Raw genomic sequence first — 18813 nt, 5'->3', positions numbered from 1 at the left:
CATAGGTTCCTGCACGCTGCTCTGAGGTTTTCTTCAATAAAGAATTCTTTACTCCTTCTCAGCGCCCGGAGCTCTCTGCGAAAGAATTCGTTATTTACTCGTCTCGTCATCGCATTTGAATATTGCGATAATATTATCAAATATCGTTCCCGAGGTAAATATATTTTCGCAAATTGTTCCATGGCGCTTTCCGGAAACGCGAAAGAAACCTCTCGTTCGGAGAGGTTTCCTTCGCTTGTCTTACCACATGCGCACAATCGATTTCAAAGGATTTTTCCGAGTGGACGCCGCGTACGCGATCGCGCCCCCAGCGACAGAACCCGCCGCAACCCAAGACCACAAAGCTGCTTTGCTCATCGCAGAAACCTCCCGTTGGTTGATTGACGCGCATTCGATATCATTCGCGTTCCGCGTCGTTTTTATGCGTCTGCGAGAGATCCCTGACCCACTTGATTTCTAGGAACGAGTGTTCTATTATAAGAACACATATTCGCATAAAGAGGGATGCAGCCATGGAACCGAAGGAACAACCGAAGAAACCCGAATTTAAGCTTGTACTTTGCGAATGCTGTCAATATCCGATTTCCGTGCCCGCGGAAGCGTCGGCGGTCGTCTGCCTCGCTTGTCCGCAATGCGGACACCGCGGGTGCGCCTGAACGAACGAGCGAAGCGGGCGCCGGTCGACCGGCGCCCAACGTACGTCACTGCTCGATTTCCCGCACCTGTATATGGTCCAGCGTAATCGTATGCGCCTCTCCGGGCGTCGCGGCGCCGTCCGACGAGACGCTCCCGAGAAGGAAATTCAGCTTCAGCGGGCTCGCGCTCGACACGACGAACGTCTTGACGAAGACGGTCGGCTCCGCGGTTAACGGGAACGAAGCTTGCCCGCCGCTCGTATTGGTGAATTCGACGACGATCGGCCGATCGACGGTGGAAGAAGCCGTGAATTTCAATTCGTACGTCTTGCCCGCCGCCATCGGAATGCCTTCCTGGTACAACTGGTTCGCCCAGCTCTGCCAGCCGGCGCTGTGGACGTCGATCTTCCCTGCGCCGGCCTCCGCGCGGAGCGCAGCCGCCCCGCCCTCGCCGGACCAAGTGCTCCAGCCCGCCGTTCCGTCGTCGAAGCTCCCGTTCGCGACGAGATTTCCGTCCGCGGCCAGAACCGCCTGCTTCGCCGTCGCCTCCGCGTAACCCTCGGCCACCACGGAAACCGTAAAGTTGCCTGCCCCTGCGAAGGCAGACGCCGCGAGTACCAGCGTTCCGTTCGCGACGGCGAAGTCCGCCGGCGAGCCGTTCACGGCGACCGTTCGAATCGCGCCGCGCCAAGCCGCATCGTCGACGAACGTCAGCTCGATCGGCTGCCCGACGCGATTGTTCGTCGAATCCGGGATCAACGTCGGCGGCCGAGCGACGGGCGCGTCTTTCACCTCGAACGTCACGTTGTCCAGAATGACGTCATGCGGCGTCGGGACGACCGACGTGCCCGCGATGAGGCCGAGCAGGAACTTCAAATCGACGGTATCGTCCTGAGGCATGCGGAATTCGAAGCGGAACGTCTTCGGATCCGTCCCGACGTCGATCGTTCGATCGAAGTATCGACGGTAAGACGCGTTCTCCGCGATGACCTCGACCTTCCGGGCGACCGTCGCCCTCGCGTCGAAGGTTACCTCGTAATCGAGGCCGCCCGTAAGCGGAAGTCCGCCTTGGATGAACATCGCGCTCCACGGGTTGACGCCTTGCGAGGCGACGGTTACGTTCGCCTCCCCGCTCGCCGCGTCCGCGGACGCCGAGCCTCCGCTGTCGACGGCGGCTCCCCAGAACTGCAGACCGGCCCCGAAGTCGCCGTTCCGAAGCGGATAGAACGCCGTGTCCGGCGGGAAATATACGCTGGTGCGGATCAGCTTCACGTTATCCAGCCGAACCGTACCGCTCTTGCCTCCGAGGAAGAAGACGAGCTGTTGGGCGCCGGGTTCTCCGGACACCGCGACGTCGTCGAATGCGACCGCGATTTCCCGCTCCCGCTTAGGCGACTTCAACGAAACCGGGGTCGATGCAATCGACGCTCCGTCGGCGTCGACGAGGGCGACGACGAGCTCCCGCGCGTTGGACGCTTCGGCATCGAACGTCAAGGCGTAATCATGTCCGTCCAACAGCGAGAGCCCGCGTTGCAAAACTCGAACGTCGCGATCCGCTTGCCCGCCCTTCGAGACGTCCACGACCAGCTCTCGCGCCTCGGGATCGACCGATGCCGTCGCCTCCGCCTTCCCGTCGGTCGGCACATGCCAGAAGCTCATGCGATTCGGCTCGCCGAGGTCGAAAGTGCCGTTATATATATGGTTGCCGTCGCCCAGCGGCGCCTTCGGCGAATCGTGATCGAACGCAACCCCCTCGATCTCGACGAGCCGCGCGCGGCCGATCCAGACGGGACGGTCGTTCGTGCCTAGATTGAATTCGATGCGCGCCGCGTTGTCGGATTCCTGCTTCATCTGGAACGTCAATTCGTACGTTCGCAGCTCGCCGTCCAACGCGGCCGTCAGCCCTTGGGAGTACCCGGCGTATCCGCGGGACGCCCCGCCCGTCACGCGGACGTTCATGTTCCGCGTCGTATCCGTCTTCGCGTCGAACGTCAGCTTGTAGAAGCGGCCCTTCGCGAGCGACACGATCGATTGCGGCTGGATCGAATACGAGTTGACGCCTGCGCTCTGGATCGCGATCTTCGCGAAGTTGCTCCCGTCGATCGGTTCGATCGTCACGTCGGCCGATGCGCCCGGATCCTCGTACAGCGCCCAATGCGCCGTACCCGACGCGCCCATGCCGGGATCGCCTTCCGCATTCATCGTGAAGTCGTTGTTGTACACCAAGTTACCGTCCGCGAGCGGCAGCTTCGCGCCCGGCAAATACGGCTCCTTCGGAATCGAAGGCGGCACGGGCTCGCGGTACGGACGGCCGGTCAATTCGTACACCCTTACGTAGTCGATGACGAACGAGCTGGGGAACGGCGTCTCCGCCGTCGGATCGCCGTCGAAGTTGCCGCCGACGGCCAGATTGATCAGCAGATGGAACTTCTCGTCGAACGGCGCCGGGTAGGCGTTGTTCGCCGGCTGACCGGCCGTGACGCTGTACCAATCGTTCTGTGTATTGAATAAGACGCCGTCGACGTACCAGCGAATTTCGCCGGGCTCCCATTCGATCGCGTACGTATGAAAGTCTTCGATCGTCGACCCGTTCGGCAGCTCGTATTCCTTGCCCGTGTACGTATTGTTCGGCCATTGCGAGCCGTAGTGGATCGTGCCGGCGACCGTTCGCGGCCGGCTGCCCCAGCCTTCCATGATGTCGATTTCGCCGGAGGCGGCCCACCCGCCGTACCGGTAATCCTCCGGCAGCATCCAGATCGCAGGCCAGAGCCCCTTGCCCGTCGGCGCGCTCGCGCGAATTTCGAACTTGCCGTACGCCTTCGAGAATAAGCCCTTCGTCTTGATCCGAGCCGACGTGTACGAGTAGCCCTCGTATGCCTCCTTGCGAGCGGTAATCACGAGTTTGCCGTTCTCTTCCTTTACGTTGTCCGCCCGGTCCGTATAATATTGCAGCTCGTTGTTGCCCCAGCCCGGATTGCCGACGGATTCGCCGTTGGTCAAGTCGAACGTCCACTTCGACCGGTCGATCGCGCCGTCTTCGAATTCATCGCCCCAAACCTGCGTCCAGAGCGGCTTCTCGGGCTGCTTCCCTTTCTCCGCCATCGTACTTGCGGGAAGCGGCGTCGACAACGCCAATCCGGCCGCCAGCGTGCAAGCCAGCCCTTGCATCAGGAATCGTCGCTTCATGGATTGAACACCTCGCCTCATTAAAAATGATCCGTCTTCGCGGCGTTCCGCCGCTGCCCCTTCATCGTCGCCTCCTTCGAACGGCTGATTGTCCCACGTGGGACATTTACAACGAAATTGTATCTTGCAACCGCTTTCCCGTCAATCGTTATTTTTGCAATATCAGGAAACCGGCCGGCAAGACTCCCTCTCGATGAGCTCCGCTTGAAATCCTTGCCGTTCGCCTCTCGATTCCCGCCCCTCCAAGACGTCGATGACGGCATCCGTCAGCTGAACCGCCATCTCCACTCGCGGGACTCGCATCGTCGTCAGCGGCGGATGGGTATACTGTCCGAGCAGCAGGTCGTCGAAGCCGACGACGGACAACGCGCCGGGCACCGACACGCCTCGGTCCGCGCACGCCTTCAGCGCGCCGTACGCCATCAGGTCGTTCGAGCAGAAGACGGCGCTCGGCAGCCCGCCGCCGGACGTCCACCGTTCGATCGCTTCTCGGCCGCTCGCTTCGATGAAGCGGCCGTTATGGATGCGGTCGTCGCGCACGCTCAAGCCGCGGCCTCGCACCGCGTCGACGAAGCCTCTCAGCCGTTCGGCGGAGCAAGGGATCGCCATATCTCCAGTAACGATGCCGATGTCCGTATGCCCGAGCCCCAGCAAATATTCGGCCGCCGCGAAGGCGCTCCCGTAATCGTCCAGCCGCGGGATCGGCACCCCGTCGACGGGACTCCGCACATTGTTCTGGTCGAACACGCCGATGCGAAATCCCGCCTCCGCGATCCGTTCGACCGTCCGCTGCATCTCGGACCAGCTGACGAGCAGCCCGGCGTCGATGCTTTTCTGCTTGTACAGGCTGAGGATCGGCTCCACGTCGGATGCTTCTTCGATGGAGACGAGCGTCTTGTACCCTCGCTCCGCCGAGCGGCTGATCATGGCGCCGATGACGGCTCCGAAGTACAAGTCGTCGGAGTACAACGTGTAGCTCCGCCGGTCCTGCACGATGAACAACCCGATCGTATTCGACCTCTTCGAGGCGAGCCCCCGCGCCGCCGCGTTCGGTTCGTAATTATGCGCTTCCATGATCGAGCGAATCTTCGCGGCCGTCTTCTCGCTCACGTTCGGCGCATCGTTCAGCACACGCTGCACCGTCTTGCGGGAGACGCCCGCCAACCGCGCGATATCGAAAATATCCATGCTTCCCCGTTGCCCCCGCTTCCGCCGTACCTGCGCGCCGATATCGTTTTCTTTCAGTCTAGTGCAGTCCGGACCGGATTTCAACATCGTCGGCGGCGAGGCGGTCAGTGCGTCATCCCCGGCTCCGCCTCGGTATCCAAGCCGTCTTTCGTGACGCGAAGCAACCCGACCGCGCCCTTGGAGGCATGGTTGAATTGATGCGTCACGATCGGATAATCGCCTTCTTCGAGCACTCTGAACTCGACGACCGCTCCTCCGCTGGCGGGCAGCAGGACGGTTTGCAAGCCGTACAGCCGATTCCTCGGGTTGCCGTCGATATAGACGTTATCGAAGATCGTCCCCACGACATGGAACGACGACACATGGTTCGGTCCCATATTCGCGACGTACAGTCGCACGGTGTCTCCGACTTTGGCGAGCAGCGGACGCTCCAGTAACGTATAGTCGTCGCCGTTGAATACGACGTATTCGGGAGGGGCGTCCAGGAACGCCTGAGCGTCGTGCTCGGCATACCATTCGTTCTGCGTGACGACGTATTCCCGGTCGATCTCCCCGTCCGTCGGGTAGCCGTCGTTCGGTTCGACGATGATGACGCCGTGCATGCCGTTCGCGATGTGCAAGAGGACGGGCGCCGTTCCGCAATGGTACATGAACACGCCCGGCATATTAGCCTCGTACGTGAAGGTGCCGGACTCGTTCGGCTGGACGTTGGCGAACTTCCGGCTCGGCGCGGCGTGCACCGCGTGGAAATCCATGGAATGCGCCATATAAGGGTCCATATTCTTCAACGTGAAATGAATCGTATCTCCCTGCTTGACCCGCAGCGTCGGACCGGGCGCCGATCCGTTGAACGTCCAGGCGTTGTACGTTACGCCCAGCGATATTTCCAAATCGGTCACTTGCGCCGTCATTTCGATGAATACCTCCTCGCCCTCTCTCCGAACGATCGGCTCTACGGGCGGTTGATTCAACGCGGCTTCCTCCGGCGCGGCCGTCGGCCCTTCGACGGCGCGGAGCTCGTTATCGTAATGGAAGATCGGCACGCAACCGGTCAGCGCTAGCGTCAGGGCGGCCCAAGCGGATAGAACGGCGAATTTGGCGTTCCTCATCGGAAGCACACCTCCTATCACTCACTATAAGGGCTTTCCGAACCACGCTTTGTGATGCGCGACACACTTACCGGAACGGTTCCGAATAAGAATCGTTCGCCCGCTCCGGCGCAACTCGCGGAGGAACCCCGACTATCCCGGTCGGAATTTCTGTTGACGATTGTCCGCGCGGATAGTATGATGCATTGGGTGGTTTCTTCCATCGGATGTAAGCATCGTCATATTCCCAACGAAGAGGTCGTGTCTTCCTTCATGAATGTCAAGCTCGCCGTCATTACGATATATTTGGTTCTGATCTACTGGCTGTCCAGTCACGTCCCGATGCTCGAGCCGCTCTTTTACCCGACGCTCGGCGCGTTCAGCTACTTGCTCGTCAGCCGGACGATGAACTTGAAGGAGTCCGCGTCGATCATGGCCGGCGCCGTGTTCGCTTCGATTACCGGGACCGCGTTCTTTTTCTGGCTGCCGGAGACGTTATCGCTGCTCGCGACCTTCGTTCTATGCATCATTATGATTCAACGGTTCCGCTTGAACGCGCCGCCGATCCTGGCCATCGCGCTCATTCCGTTCTTCGAACCGCCCGCGACGCCTTGGACGATTCCGCTCGTCGTCTTCGCGACGTTGACGGCGCTTCTCGTTACGTTATTCGCCGTCGAACGCGCGGCCGGCGCATGGACCTCCCTGCAGCGATCGAATCGCGGCCCGGGCGGCGCGCAACAGAAGGACGCTATTCTCTCCGAATAGCGTCCTTGTTATATTCGATATTCATTTCCCCAAAATATGAGGCTTCAGGGGGAGCAGATTTTCCGCGATTACTTGAATGTCCTCGTTCGACACCCCTTTTTCCTGAAGCGATTCGACCAACAGCTCGACGACGGCGTCCCAATGGACTTCTTGCAAGTTCATTCCCTCGTGCGCTTTCTCCATCGATCGGCCGGTATATTTCGGTCCTCCTAACGCGTAAGCGATGAACGCTGTCTGATGGCGGCGCTGCGCCTCCATGTCCGTATGCTTGAAGTACTGATTGATCCGGTCGTCCGCGAGCACCTTCTTATAGAAAACGTCCACGACCGAACCGATCGCTTCCTTCCCGCCGAGTTTGTCATATAAAGTCGCTGTTTCCGCCATCGTGCATTCCCACGTTAATTTTGTCATTTCCATCCATGTCGTATCGTAGGATGCGTCTCGACGTCCTGTTCTATACGATTTTCACTTGTTCTTCCATCTTCGCAGACCTTCCAAATCGTGAATGACGAAGCCTTGGCGATCGGTATCGAGGATGCCTTCCTTCCGGAGCTGGTTCAGCAGCCGGTTAACCGTCTCGCGCGTCGTGCCGATCACGTTCGCGACGTCCTGATGCGTCATCGGAATCGCGATATGCACTTCGCCTCCCTTCATCGTGCCGTAATGCTCCGCGAGCTTCAGCAGGAACGACTGGCCTCGGTCCTGCACGTCGTGGCCGGTCAGCTCCTGCAGCTTGCCTTGCAGCTCGCGAATTTTCTCGCTCATGACCCGCATGATCTTCATCGCGATCGCCGGCGTCCGAAGCAGCTGCTGCTCGAACGACTTCACCGGGATCGCCAGCAAGACCGTCTCCACGATCGCCTCCGCGGTCGCCGGGTACGGCTCCGCATCGAACAGCCCCGTATGCGGAAACATGTCGCCGCTCTTGAGGAACGACATGATTTGCTCGTGACCGTTCTCGTCGGTCTTGAACGTCTTGACTAGGCCTTCTTGGATGAAGAAGACCGCTTCCTTTTCGCCGCCTTCATGGAAAATGATCTGTTTCTTCTCGTACTTCCGCTCGATCGAAACCAAACCGATGCCCAGCAACTCGTCCTCCGACAAATCCCGAAACATCGGCACGGCTTTCAGAAGACGCGCCGAATGACTCCCCAAACCTACCACCGCCGAATCGTTTCCCTCTAGGTTACCTTGTTCATCGAAAAAAATCCAATTGCTCGCGAGCCGCCTCGGACATCCTCTCCGGCGTCCATTGGGGTTCCCATACGACTTCGACATGGAGAAACTCGAGATTCATTCGATCCTGCAGCGAGCGCCGTACGCCGCCGACGATCGTATCGTGGAGCGGACAGCCGGGCGTCGTCAACGTCATCGTAACGTTCACGCGTTCCTCTTCGACCGTAATGTCGTACACCAGACCCAAGTCGACGATGTTCACGCCGAGTTCGGGATCGAACACCTGCTTCAGCGTCTCCCGGACCTGATCTTCCGTTAAGCGGGTCATAGGGCTTCCCCTTCCTTTCGTTACCTGGAAAATACGCGAACGATGACGCTCATATACAAGATGGAACCTACCGATAACGCCGTACCGCCTGCCCCTACCCATACCTTCGATTCGAAATAAATGCCCGCCAGCGCGATGCACAGCCCGGCGGCGACGCATGCCAATCCGTACCCGACCGCCGCGTCCGGAATCATCATCGCCATCGTCGGCACGTTCGGCTGTCCCGCTCTCGGGCCGTATTTATGCGTCCACCATAGGAACGGAACGATTTTGGACAAGTAGCCTAGGACCGTCATGGACACCCATCCCCACATATAAAACATCCCGATGACCATCGTCGTCTGACGTCCTTCGAACGCGCCGGGGAACAGCAGCCAGGTCGCGAGCAGCGCCGCGCCGAAGAAGGCGAGCGCATGCGCGCTCTGCACCGTCCACCAGATGCCGCGGCCCGGCGAGCTCTTATGCTTGTGCTTGCGCACTTCCGCGATGTGAGCCGCGTAGACGACGAAGGCGGCCGCGACGACGGCGACCGATGCCGCCTGCGCGGCCCCTCCGCCGCCGAAGAGGAACGAGACGGCGCCCGTCAGAACGCCGGCGTTCAGCAGCGCGATGACCGGGTATTGCAGTCGAGCGGAAAATCCGTGCGAGAGGTAAAACATCGGCAGCATCTTATAGCTGAAGCCGGTGATGAGCAGCCCGAACCAACCGAGCATGCCGATCCAAATATGCGACGCCAGCAGCCGGTCATGCCCTTCGATCCAGACCGGGAACGCGAAGTTCAGCCCCATGACGGTGCCCATAACCGCGGTGACGACCAAATAGATCAAGGCGCATGCGGTGCTCGCGGTGACCGGGTTCCACACGCGCGCTTGCAGCATGGTCGCGCCGACGTTCCAGGCGAACAGGACGACGCCCGTCAGGGCGAGCAAGGCGCCGCCGGCGAGGAACGGCACGTCGGAAGCGACGAAGCCGTACAGCAGCGCGATCGTGCCTGCCGTAAAAACCGCATAATGAAGATAGCCGAGCTTCATACTATAGATGCGGCGCTGCAAGACGACGTCCATCAGCTGATAGACGGCCCCCATCGCGATCATCGTCGCCCAGTCGAGCACTAACAGATGCACCCGAAACCATCCGTCCGGATTACGGATCGGTTCGAACATCCACGTTCCTAACGTAAGTAACGACAACGCATGGTACAAGACGAACCCGACGATGCCCGTCGCGATAAACAGCAGGGGAAGCCGAAACATCGGAACGCCGCCTCCTTCCTTATCCGTTCTACGACTTCGTAATCGTAACCTTGGCCGAACCGTCGCCTTGTTCCGCGACATCATACGAGTATCCCAAGCCCTGCAGCTCTTCGATCAAGAACATCGGCACGCGGTCGTTGTGAATGACGACGCGATCGCCCGGCTCGCAGCCCTCCAGCGCCTTCAAGGTGCGAACCATCGGCTGCGGCGGCTGCAGGCCGCGGTTATCCAGCTCCGTCACGCGTCCGGCAGGTTCCGAAGAATCAACCGGTACCGCGCGCTCCCCGGCGCCTTCGGCCGTCTCCTCCGCCGTCTCTTCGATCGAATCCGGCTCCTCCAGCCCGGCGAACGTTCGGAAATCCAATGCCTCCAGCCTAGCCCTGCCTTGGCTCTTATGAAGGAACGCGACCATCCAATGGTCGGGCGCCGCCGACTCCACCCGGTTCGCGTAGCCCTTCATCTTTAGTAGCCCTAACAGCGGCGTCGGCTTGAACGTCGCGTGCAGCACGAGCAACGCTTCCTTCTCGAGGCCGTTCACGGCGTTCATAATGATTTGGAACGGTTCCAGCTTCTTCCGCAGATGCGGCCGAACGTCCAATTGGACGATGCGCGGCTCTTCGGTGCGCATAAGGCGTCTCCTCCTCTCTATCCGACCTTCCCGATTTTCACCCGGAACAGCTCCGGACCTTGCTCGACGTACTCCCACGTGAACGTATCGCCGCGCGTCGCCTGGAATTGATAGAAGAGCGGCACCGGATCGTGGTCGTTGACGAGCAGCATCGCTTCCCCGCCGCCGAGCGCGTCGAACGCTTCGAAGATGATCTTATGCTTGATTTGCGGCGGAAGCTCCTGCGCTCGAACTACTTTCGCATAGTCGTCCACGGTATATCCCTCCTATATGGTTCGCGTCATCCTCATTATAGAGACCTGCGAGTGGGCTCAGTGTGAGCCGCATCACACTTGCCCGAACGGCGGACGACATGAGGCGCGGCAGCCCGGAACCGAAAAAACAAGCGCCTCGGCGACAGCCGAAGCGCTTGATCTTCCTCTTATTGTCCGATCACGTAAAATTCCGCGATGCTCCACCAACCGGATTGCGAACCGGTCGGTACGATCCGCACGTATCTGGCGGTTACGCTCGAGAAGCTTGCCGTCACGCTTCCCGCCCCCGTGCCGTCCGCCGTACCGGCCGTCGACCACGTCGTGCCGTCTGTAGACGTCTCGATCGTGTAATCGACGCTGAAGTTGTCCGGGTACGTTCCTTTATGGAAGTAGAGCCCTGCAATGTTATATTCCGCCTTCATATCCACTTGGAAGGAAGAGGACGGCGAGTGGCTCGTAGCGTACCACCGCGTGCTCGCGTTCCCGTCCAGCGCATTCGACCCGATCGAACCGGAAGCCGTCCAGCCGGTCCTTGCCAACGCTCCCGCGGGCGGCGTCTCGAGCGTTCTTGCGTTGATCGTCGCGCTCGCCGCGGATTCGTTGTTCGACGTGTCGACCGCTTTGACGTAGATCGCATACTGCGTATTGGCGATCAATCCGGCCGCAACGTACGAGGTCCCCGCCACAAGCGTTCCGTTGACTTTCGCCCCTCCGACGTAAACGTCGTAGCCCGCGACGGCGGCGTTATCCGTCGAAGCGGTCCAGCCGAGCGTAATCGTCGTATCCGTGCGCGCCGAGACCACGAGGTTCGCCGGGACGCTCGGCGGCGTCGAGTCCGCCGGGAGGTATGTCGCGGTCGTCACCGTGACGGCGTTGCTCGCGGCCGATTCGTTCGCCGCCGCGTCGACCGCTTTCACGATGAACGTGTACGGCGTCGCCGCCGCCAGCCCCGCGACCGTGAATACGGTGTCCGTGATCAGACTGCCGTTCGCTTTCGTCGTGCCGTTGTACACGTCGTACCCGGCGACGGCGACGTTGTCCGACGACGCCGTCCATGCGAGCGATACGGTCGAATCCGTGACGCCCGTACTCGACAACGTCGGCGCGCTCGGCGGGATCAGATCCGGCACCGCGTTCGTCGTCGCGGCTACCGCGTTGCTCGCCGCGGATTCGTTGCCGGCCCGGTCTTTCGCCTTCACGGTAAACGAATACGCCGTGGAAGGCGTCAAGCCGTAGGCGACGTAGCTCGTGCCCGTCACCGGACGCGCGTTCAGCTTCGTCGTTCCTGCATAAATGTCGTAGCCGACGACGCCGACGTTATCCGTCGCCGCCGTCCAATACAAGGAGACGGTCGTCGCCGTATGGCCGGCCGAAGTCAGGCCCGTCGGCGCTTGCGGCGCGGTCGTGTCGGCCGGAGGCGTGCCGGACTCCAGCGCCCCGAGGTCGTAGCCGGCGCCGATCGGACGCGCGACGCCGAGCATATCGGTCGGCACGAGCGTCGGCAAGGACATGCCGGTGTTGATGGCGGTTGCCGCCGTGCTCGGATTGAGCGCATAGTTGCCCGCGGACGGATTGACGTACCAAGCCGAAGTCGCCGTGACGACGTTGTTCGACTCGGTATAGTTGCCGCTGTCCCGCTTCTTCAGCGCTTTGTCGGCGACATTATTCCGAATCTCTCCGTTGCTGCCCGCCCAACGCGATTCGATGCCTCCGACGCTTACGCCCGGTGCGATGTTGATCAGCGTATTGTTGAGTACCTTGAAGTTTTCCGCTTTCGCCAAATAGATGCCCGCGTCTTCGGTGTTATGGATGACGTTGTTGCGGATCATGCCGCCGTAATGCTCGACGCCGAGAACGCCGTTGCGGAAAAACTGGGACCCCGTGAGTCCGCCTCCGAACGAAATCGCGATGTCGCTGCCTTTGATGAGGTTGTTCTCGAAGACGGTGTCGATCGAGCCGCCCTTTGCGAACATCGCGTATGCGACCGAGCCGGAGCTCGGATGGAACGCGTTGTGCACCGTATTGCCGCGGACGACCCAACCTCTGGCGGCGATAATGTCGACCGCCTCGACGACGCTTCGTTTGCCGCCGGTCGTATAGCCGAGGACGGAGTTTTCGATGAGGCCGTAATCGGCGTACATCGCTCCGGTCGTCGATACGGCCCCGGTCACCTTGAACGCGCCTTCGCCCAAATCCCATGCGAACAAGTTATCGGCGTGGAAGTAATACGAGCCCGAATTGACTTGCACCGCATGGTAATTGAAATCTCGAATCGACAGATCGCGAATCGCGACGTAGCTCGAATCGTTCACCCGAATGCTGATATCGAGGGTACTCGTAATGCCCGGACCGACGATGACGGTGTCCGCGACGTTCGAGGTTGCGCCTCGGATCGTGATATGGTCTTTCCCGTTGATATTGATCGACGTCGTCTGCGTGTACGTCCCTGCCGCCAACGTGATGACGCGGCCCGAAGCCGGCGCCGAGTCGATCGCGGCTTGCAGATCGGCGAGCGACGTAACCGTCACGCTGTCCGGCACCGGATACGCGGTGGTCGCGACCGCGACGTTCGAGACGTCCGAGACGTTGTTCACGTCGTCCGTCGTGCGCACCGCGAAATAATACGTCGTGTTCGGCTGCAATTCGTTCGCTTGATACTTCATCGCGGTCCCGCCGGGAAGCTGCCGCAGCTCGTCGATCGCTTCCGTCGCGGAGCTCCAGTTCGCCGCCGTGATCGGCGACGTCGAGTAACGCACCTCGTACGACTTCGCTTGGCCGGTCGCGCCGTCGTCGCCCGGCGCCGTCCAACCGAGGCGGACGCTCTTCGGTCCCGTGCGCGTCGCCGCAAGATCGGCGATCGTCCCCGGCGCCACCGTGTCCGTGTTGTTGATCGTCGCCGTGACGACGTTCGACAACGCGGAGACGTTGTTCGCCGTATCGACCGTCTTCAAGGCGAAATGATACGTCGCGTTCGTCGTCAACCCGCCGACCGTCACCAGCTCTGGACCGCCCGCCGGCTTCGGCAGCGGGAGACCGGCGACAGGCGTCGCGGAATTCCAAGTCGATTCCGTGATCGCGAACGGCGCGTACCTCAGCAAATATTGCTTCGCTTGCCCGCTCGTGCCGTTATCGCCCGGCGCCGTCCAGGAAAGTTCGATACTGTCGAACGTCATGGAGGCGTTCGTCAGATTCGTCACGGCCGCCGGCGGCGTGTTGTCGCCCGGATCCGCGTACGCTTCGAATTCGATCGGCGTCAATACGTTATGCGTCGTGTTATCCGTGCGTACATGTCCGCTGCCCCATACTCTCGCGTACCGCGCGTTCACCGGGGTGCCGAGCGCGATCGTCAGGCCCTCGGCCGACTCCTGATACTCCGGATTCGTCCCTGTGCCGAGCCCGACGGAATTGTTGGCGTCATTATTGTAGACTGTCGTCACGCCGGAGGCGAACGTCGCGCTGTTCGAAAGCTGCACGATCACATCCTTGTTCGTGCGAGCAATGCCGGATGCGCCCCAGTCGTTAACGAGCCGAAGCTGATTCAGCGAATACGCGGCGCCCAAGTCGACTTGGTAATACTGCGGGCCGCTCGTCGTCCGAATGCCGGCATAGGCAGAGCTGTTCGTCGAAATCCCGTCCGTAATGACGCTAAGCGCGCCGCCGAACAAGTCGGTCGTGCTGGCCGTCACCGACTTATTGAGGGCGACGTTCACGCCCGCGGCTGTCGCGCTCGTAGCGACGTTCGACAGCGGCGAGACGTTGCCCGCATCGTCGATCGTCTTCATCGCGAAATGATACGTCGTGTTCACGGCTAAGCCGTACAACGTAAAGCCTTGCAGCGTTCCCGGCGCCAGCGGAATCGGCTCGCCGGACACTTGCGTCGCGCTGTTCCAGTTCGCGTTCGTAATCGGCGACGTGCTGTACCGAATGTCGTAGCTCGTCGCGTTGCGAACCATGCCGTCGTCGCCGGGCGCCATCCACGCTAGATCGATCGACTTGTTCGTCGGATTCGACGCGGCAAGGTCGGAGATCGCGGCCGGAGCCATCGTGTCTGCGCCGTCTTGAACGAGCAGGAACGGCTGATTAACGCTGCTCTCCGAGCTTTCGAACGTCACGGACCATCGATGATCCGAAATATCGGCCAATCGGAGCGTGACGACCTTGTCGCCGGCCAGCTGGCTGTTGACGAAATCCGTCACGTCCACTTCGATGACGCCGGTCTCGTTCGTAAGGAACGTGCCGAGATTGACCTCGTCGGAGATGTCCGGCTGTACCGTGCTCTTCGCCGTCGCTTCGGACCAATTATCGTCCAGCACCCCGAACACCGTCACCGGAATCGTCGGCCGCTGCGCGCTGCGGATGTTGATGTACAGCTTCGCGTTCCACGTGGAGGTCGGCGAGAAGTTCGCGAGATTGAACTTCAAATACGCATACAGATTTTCATTAACGCCCGTGTGATGCTTCACGAGCAGCTGCGCGGCGTTGCCGTAGACCCCGGAACCGTAGATGTACGTATCGTCGGTCGCGTTGAATTCCGTCGTACTGCCGCTCGTCGTCGTCACGGCGAGCGAGTTCGACAGCGCGGATTCTTGGCTCATATCGTCGATCGCCTTGATGGCGAAATGATACGTGCCGCCGGCCGGAATACCGTAATACGTGTACGTCTGGTTCGTGCCTGCGACCGCGGGAACCGGCTCGTTCTTGAGTGGGATCGCCGAAGCCCAGTTCGCCGCCGTAATCGGAGACGTGCTATACCGCAAGTCGTACGAGAACGCCGTTCCCGTATTGCCGTCGTCGCCCGGGGCGGTCCACGTCAGCGTCGCCTTGCGCATCGTAACGTCCGTCGCGCTCAGCGTAATCGCCGCCGGCGGAATCGTCTCGTCCGGTCTGAACTCTACCGCGCCGATGTCGTATCCGGAGCCGTACGGTCTGGCGTCGCCGTAGAAGTCCGTAGGCACCTCGGTCGGCAGCGACGTCCCCGCGTTGATCGCCGCCGTCGCTTTCAGCGGGTTCAGACGGTAGTTCCGGTTCGCCGCATCGACCATGAAGTCGATCGTCGCGTTCGTCAGGTTGGTGGCCGACGTATGCGTGCCGCCGTCCCTGTTCTTGATGATGCCGTTCATCAGGTTGTTATACACCAACCCGTTGCTCTGGACGTATCGGGACTCGATCGCGCCGACGCCCGAGCCGACGTTGAATATCGTATTGTTGTACACTTTGAAATTCGTCGCTTTGTTCATGTAGATGGCCGCATCCGTCGTCTTGATGATGACGTTGTTCCGGATGATGCCGTCATAATGCTCGTAGGCGCCGTCGCCGTGGCGGAAGTACAACGAACCCGTGCCGCCGCCTCCGAACGAAATCGCCGTGAAGTTGTTGCGGAATTCGTTGTTTTCGATCAGCGTCCCGCGGGCGCCGCCCTTCGCGAAGACGGCGTACGCGACGCCGTTGCCGACGCTCTTGTACGTATTTTCGAAGTCGTTGTTTTGAATCTTCCAGTTCATCCCGGCGATAATGTCGATCGCTTCGACGGCGTTGTTGTTGCCGGCCGTCGTATAGCCGAGACGGGAATTTTTGATGACGCCGTAGTCCGAATACGCCTCGCCGTCCATCCACGGCTGGGCCGTCACCTTGAAGCCGCCCTCGCCGTGATCCCAGGCCACGATGTTGTCCGCCGTGAAATAATTGGAGCCGAAGTTGATTTTCACGCCGTGATATTTCGTATCCTGCATCCGCAAGTTCTTAATGGTTAAGTAGTGCGAGTCGTTAACGTCGAAAATTTGCCCGAGCGAGCTAGTCATCCCCGGCCCTTTCAACACCGTATCCTCCGGGTCGGACGTCGCGCCTTGGATCGTGATGTTATCCTTCCCGTTGATGGAAATCTGGGTCGACACATTGTACACGCCCGCGGCCAACGTGATGACGCGCCCGGATTGCGGCGCCGCGTTGATCGCGTTCTGCAGCGCGGCGAGCGTGCCGACCGTGACCGCATCGGGCGAAGGCGAGGTCGTCGTCGCGCTCGCGACGTTGGAAATCGCCGACGCGTTCCCGGCAGCGTCCTTCGTCTTCACGGCGAAGTAATACGTCGTGTTCGGGTTCAGCTCGAGCGCGTCGTATTCCATCGTCGTTCCGGCCGGAAGCTGCAGCAGCTCTTCCACCGCTTCCGTCGCGCTGTTCCAATTCGCGGCCGTAATCATAGACGTGGAATACCGCACCTCGTACGAGGCGGCCGTACCGGCGTTCAGGTCGTCGCCGGGCGCCGTCCACGACAACTGGATGCTCTTGTCGTTCGCGCGGGAGGCCGTAAGGTTCGTAATTGTCGCCGGCGCCACGCTGTCCGTCGCCGGCGTCGTGACGGTGACGACGTTCGACATCGCGGAGACGTTCGCCTCGTCCTTCGCCTTCATCGCGAAGTAATATGTCGTGTTCGGCTGCAGGTCCCCGAAGCCGAACGTCTGCGTCGTCCCCGCCGCCGCGGGCGCAGGCGCTCCGGCCATCGGCGTCGCCGCGTCGAAGTTAGCGGACGTGATCTGCGACGTAGAGTAGCGGAAGTCGTATTCCAGCGCCGTGCCCGTCGCGCCGTCGTTGCCCGGCGCCGTCCACTGCAGCTGCACGCTCTTCCAGCCGACGCTCGGCGCGGTCAGGTTCGTCACCGTCGACGGCACCGTAACGTCCTTCGACTTCGCGAACGCCTGGATTTCGACCGGCGTATTGACCGCGTGCGTCGTCCCGTTCATCCGCGTATGTCCGTTGCCCCAGAACCGCACGTACCGCGCCGTTACGGGCGTCGTCAGCGGAATGTTCCAGCCCCCGCCGTCGACCGGTTCGACATACAGCGGATCGGTGCCGGCGCCGAGGCCGAGCGTATTGTCCGCGTCGTTGTTGAAGATCGTCGTCACGCCGGTCGCGAACGCGGCGTCGGCCGCCAGCTGGACGACGTAATCATGCCCGTAGCGATACGAGGCGGCGTCGCTGCCCCAGTCGCTCCGGACATTCACGCCGACGATGTCATAGCTGTCGGTCAAGTCGACTTGTACGTATTTCGGTCCGGCGCTCGTCGAGATCAAGGCATAATCGTCGCGCGAGACGTTGCCGTTCGTCACATTGGACAAGGCGCCGGCGCTGGCGATGCCGTTCGACGTCACCGGCTTGTTCAACGCGGCGTTCACCGACGCGAGCAGCGTCGCCTCGACCGGGTTGGACAGCGCCGATGCGTCGACGAGCCCGTTCACGGTCTTGATCGCGAAGTAGAGCTTCTTGTTGATCGGAAGCCCTTGCAGCGTCATCTGCTGCGTCGCATTCGCTGCCGCGACCGACGGCTCGCCGACGACCCGCTTCACGACGGAGCCGTTGTTCCAGTTTCCTTCCGTGATCGGCGCGTCGGCGTAACGGATGTCGTAGCCCGTTATACCGCTCGGCCCCGGGCTGACCCAAGACAGCTTCACGGAATTGTTGGAGATGTCGCTTGCGGAGAGCGTGGAGATGGCCGGGAGAGCGTTGTTCAAGCCGGGCAGCCGCGCGTACACTTCGACTTCCACCGGCGTATTCACGGCGTTGTACGCGCTCGTCTGCGTCCGCGTATGGCCGTTCGCCCAATAACGGACATACTGCGCCGTTATCGGCGCGCCGAGCGTTACGGTCAGTCCCGCTCCGGACGAAGGCTCGGTGTATTCCGGGTCGGAGCCGGCGCCGAGACCGGCGCTGTTGTCCGTATCGTTGTTATACACCGTCGTCACGCCGGTCGCGAACGTCGGATCGTTCGACAATTGGACGACGATATCCTTGCCGATGCGAGGGCTGTCAGGGTTGTAATCGTTCAGAAGGTTCACTTTCGTAATCGAATGCGGTTCCCCGAGGTTTACCTGGACGTACTTGGCGCCCGAGCTCGTCGAGATCAACGCGTACTCCGACGTCGTGCGGACGCCGTCCGTCAAGATCGAAAGCCGTTTCCCGTTCTGGGTCGCGATTCCGTTCGTGGTAACGTCGGCGACGCCTCTCGCTACGTTGACTTCGACCGAAGCCGCCGACGCCGTAGACGGGAACGGCCCGAAATAGCCGAGGCTTGCCGTCAGCGCGGCGACGGACAACGCTGTAAGCGTTTTCCTTGCTTTCATCAAATCACACCGCCTTCATAGTAAATTAAGAAGCCATTGCCGCATTTCCGAGAAGTACGAGCAAGTCCACCTCCTTTACTAGGAAGATAGGCGTTCGAGAAGCTGCGTCTGAAGTTGCACTTTAAGTATAGTGGGCAGGCGCATTCGCTGGTTATGAGGCAAGAATGAATTATACTGGGACGGAATTGTCCGACTGATCCG

11 protein-coding genes and 1 other annotated feature (1 of these 12 cut by a window edge) are annotated in these 18813 nt (G+C 60.8%); of the genes, 1 reads left to right on the top strand and 10 read right to left on the bottom strand.

Translation table 11 applies throughout. The features are described 5' to 3' along the window. Window positions 1–119, bottom strand: a binding site (T-box leader) (it extends 143 nt beyond the left edge of the window). A gap of 582 nt (window positions 120–701) precedes the next feature. The 3 genes from FE782_RS18390 to FE782_RS18380 all read right to left on the bottom strand — a co-directional run bounded on the left by FE782_RS18390 (window position 702) and on the right by FE782_RS18380 (window position 6118). Beyond that, window positions 702–3821, bottom strand: coding sequence for a carbohydrate binding domain-containing protein (locus FE782_RS18390; protein ID WP_138195705.1), 3120 nt, complete (start codon window positions 3819–3821; stop codon window positions 702–704). Window positions 3822–3983: 162 nt separating this feature from the next. Then, a complete protein-coding gene (locus FE782_RS18385) occupies window positions 3984–5009 on the bottom strand; it encodes a LacI family DNA-binding transcriptional regulator (protein ID WP_138195704.1) in 1026 nt (341 codons plus the stop codon). Window positions 5010–5113: 104 nt separating this feature from the next. Continuing rightward, window positions 5114–6118: a multicopper oxidase domain-containing protein gene (locus FE782_RS18380; RefSeq protein WP_138195703.1), complete on the bottom strand. Its 1005-nt coding sequence runs from the start codon at window positions 6116–6118 to the stop codon at window positions 5114–5116. A gap of 252 nt (window positions 6119–6370) precedes the next feature. Here FE782_RS18380 and FE782_RS18375 point away from each other — a divergent pair, with 252 nt between their 5' ends. Continuing rightward, a complete protein-coding gene (locus FE782_RS18375; protein ID WP_158299450.1) occupies window positions 6371–6862 on the top strand; it encodes an HPP family protein in 492 nt (163 codons plus the stop codon). Between the two features lie 21 nt (window positions 6863–6883). Here the strand turns inward: FE782_RS18375 and FE782_RS18370 are convergent, their stop codons facing one another. From FE782_RS18370 to FE782_RS18340, 7 genes are all read right to left on the bottom strand, one after another. Beyond that, window positions 6884–7246, bottom strand: a complete 363-nt coding sequence (locus FE782_RS18370; protein WP_138195701.1) for a group I truncated hemoglobin — start codon at window positions 7244–7246, stop codon at window positions 6884–6886. Window positions 7247–7327: 81 nt separating this feature from the next. Next, a complete protein-coding gene (locus FE782_RS18365) occupies window positions 7328–8017 on the bottom strand; it encodes a Crp/Fnr family transcriptional regulator (RefSeq protein ID WP_238392553.1) in 690 nt (229 codons plus the stop codon). A 40-nt stretch (window positions 8018–8057) separates the two neighbouring features. Continuing rightward, entirely contained in the window at window positions 8058–8366 is a 309-nt protein-coding gene (locus FE782_RS18360) for a metal-sulfur cluster assembly factor (RefSeq protein ID WP_138195700.1), read from the bottom strand. 20 nt (window positions 8367–8386) lie between these two features. Further along, entirely contained in the window at window positions 8387–9619 is a 1233-nt protein-coding gene (locus FE782_RS18355) for a hypothetical protein (protein WP_138195699.1), read from the bottom strand. A 28-nt stretch (window positions 9620–9647) separates the two neighbouring features. Further along, window positions 9648–10247, bottom strand: coding sequence for a DUF2249 domain-containing protein (locus FE782_RS18350; RefSeq protein WP_138195698.1), 600 nt, complete (start codon window positions 10245–10247; stop codon window positions 9648–9650). 17 nt (window positions 10248–10264) lie between these two features. Further along, entirely contained in the window at window positions 10265–10501 is a 237-nt protein-coding gene (locus FE782_RS18345; RefSeq protein ID WP_138195697.1) for a DUF2249 domain-containing protein, read from the bottom strand. A 167-nt stretch (window positions 10502–10668) separates the two neighbouring features. Continuing rightward, on the bottom strand, window positions 10669–18612 hold the full coding sequence (locus tag FE782_RS18340) for a fibronectin type III domain-containing protein (protein ID WP_138195696.1): 7944 nt from the start codon (window positions 18610–18612) through the stop codon (window positions 10669–10671). Between the last annotated feature and the right edge of the window lie 201 nt (window positions 18613–18813).

The sequence above is a fragment of the Paenibacillus antri genome (assembly GCF_005765165.1).
GTDB lineage: Bacteria > Bacillota > Bacilli > Paenibacillales > YIM-B00363 > Paenibacillus_AE > Paenibacillus_AE antri.
Note: the sequence above shows the minus strand (reverse complement) of the source record. Positions and strands in the feature narration are given on the sequence as shown.

Bases quoted from the DNA above. Each gene is read 5' to 3' on its own strand.
- FE782_RS18390 (WP_138195705.1), bottom strand. From the start codon at position 3,821: ATGAAGCGACGATTCCTGATGCAAGGGCTGGCTTGCACGCTGGCGGCC.
- FE782_RS18385 (WP_138195704.1), bottom strand. From the start codon at position 5,009: ATGGATATTTTCGATATCGCGCGGTTGGCGGGCGTCTCCCGCAAGACG.
- FE782_RS18380 (WP_138195703.1), bottom strand. From the start codon at position 6,118: ATGAGGAACGCCAAATTCGCCGTTCTATCCGCTTGGGCCGCCCTGACG.
- FE782_RS18375 (WP_158299450.1), top strand. From the start codon at position 6,371: ATGAATGTCAAGCTCGCCGTCATTACGATATATTTGGTTCTGATCTAC.
- FE782_RS18370 (WP_138195701.1), bottom strand. From the start codon at position 7,246: ATGGCGGAAACAGCGACTTTATATGACAAACTCGGCGGGAAGGAAGCG.
- FE782_RS18360 (WP_138195700.1), bottom strand. From the start codon at position 8,366: ATGACCCGCTTAACGGAAGATCAGGTCCGGGAGACGCTGAAGCAGGTG.
- FE782_RS18355 (WP_138195699.1), bottom strand. From the start codon at position 9,619: ATGTTTCGGCTTCCCCTGCTGTTTATCGCGACGGGCATCGTCGGGTTC.
- FE782_RS18350 (WP_138195698.1), bottom strand. From the start codon at position 10,247: ATGCGCACCGAAGAGCCGCGCATCGTCCAATTGGACGTTCGGCCGCAT.
- FE782_RS18340 (WP_138195696.1), bottom strand. From the start codon at position 18,612: ATGAAAGCAAGGAAAACGCTTACAGCGTTGTCCGTCGCCGCGCTGACG.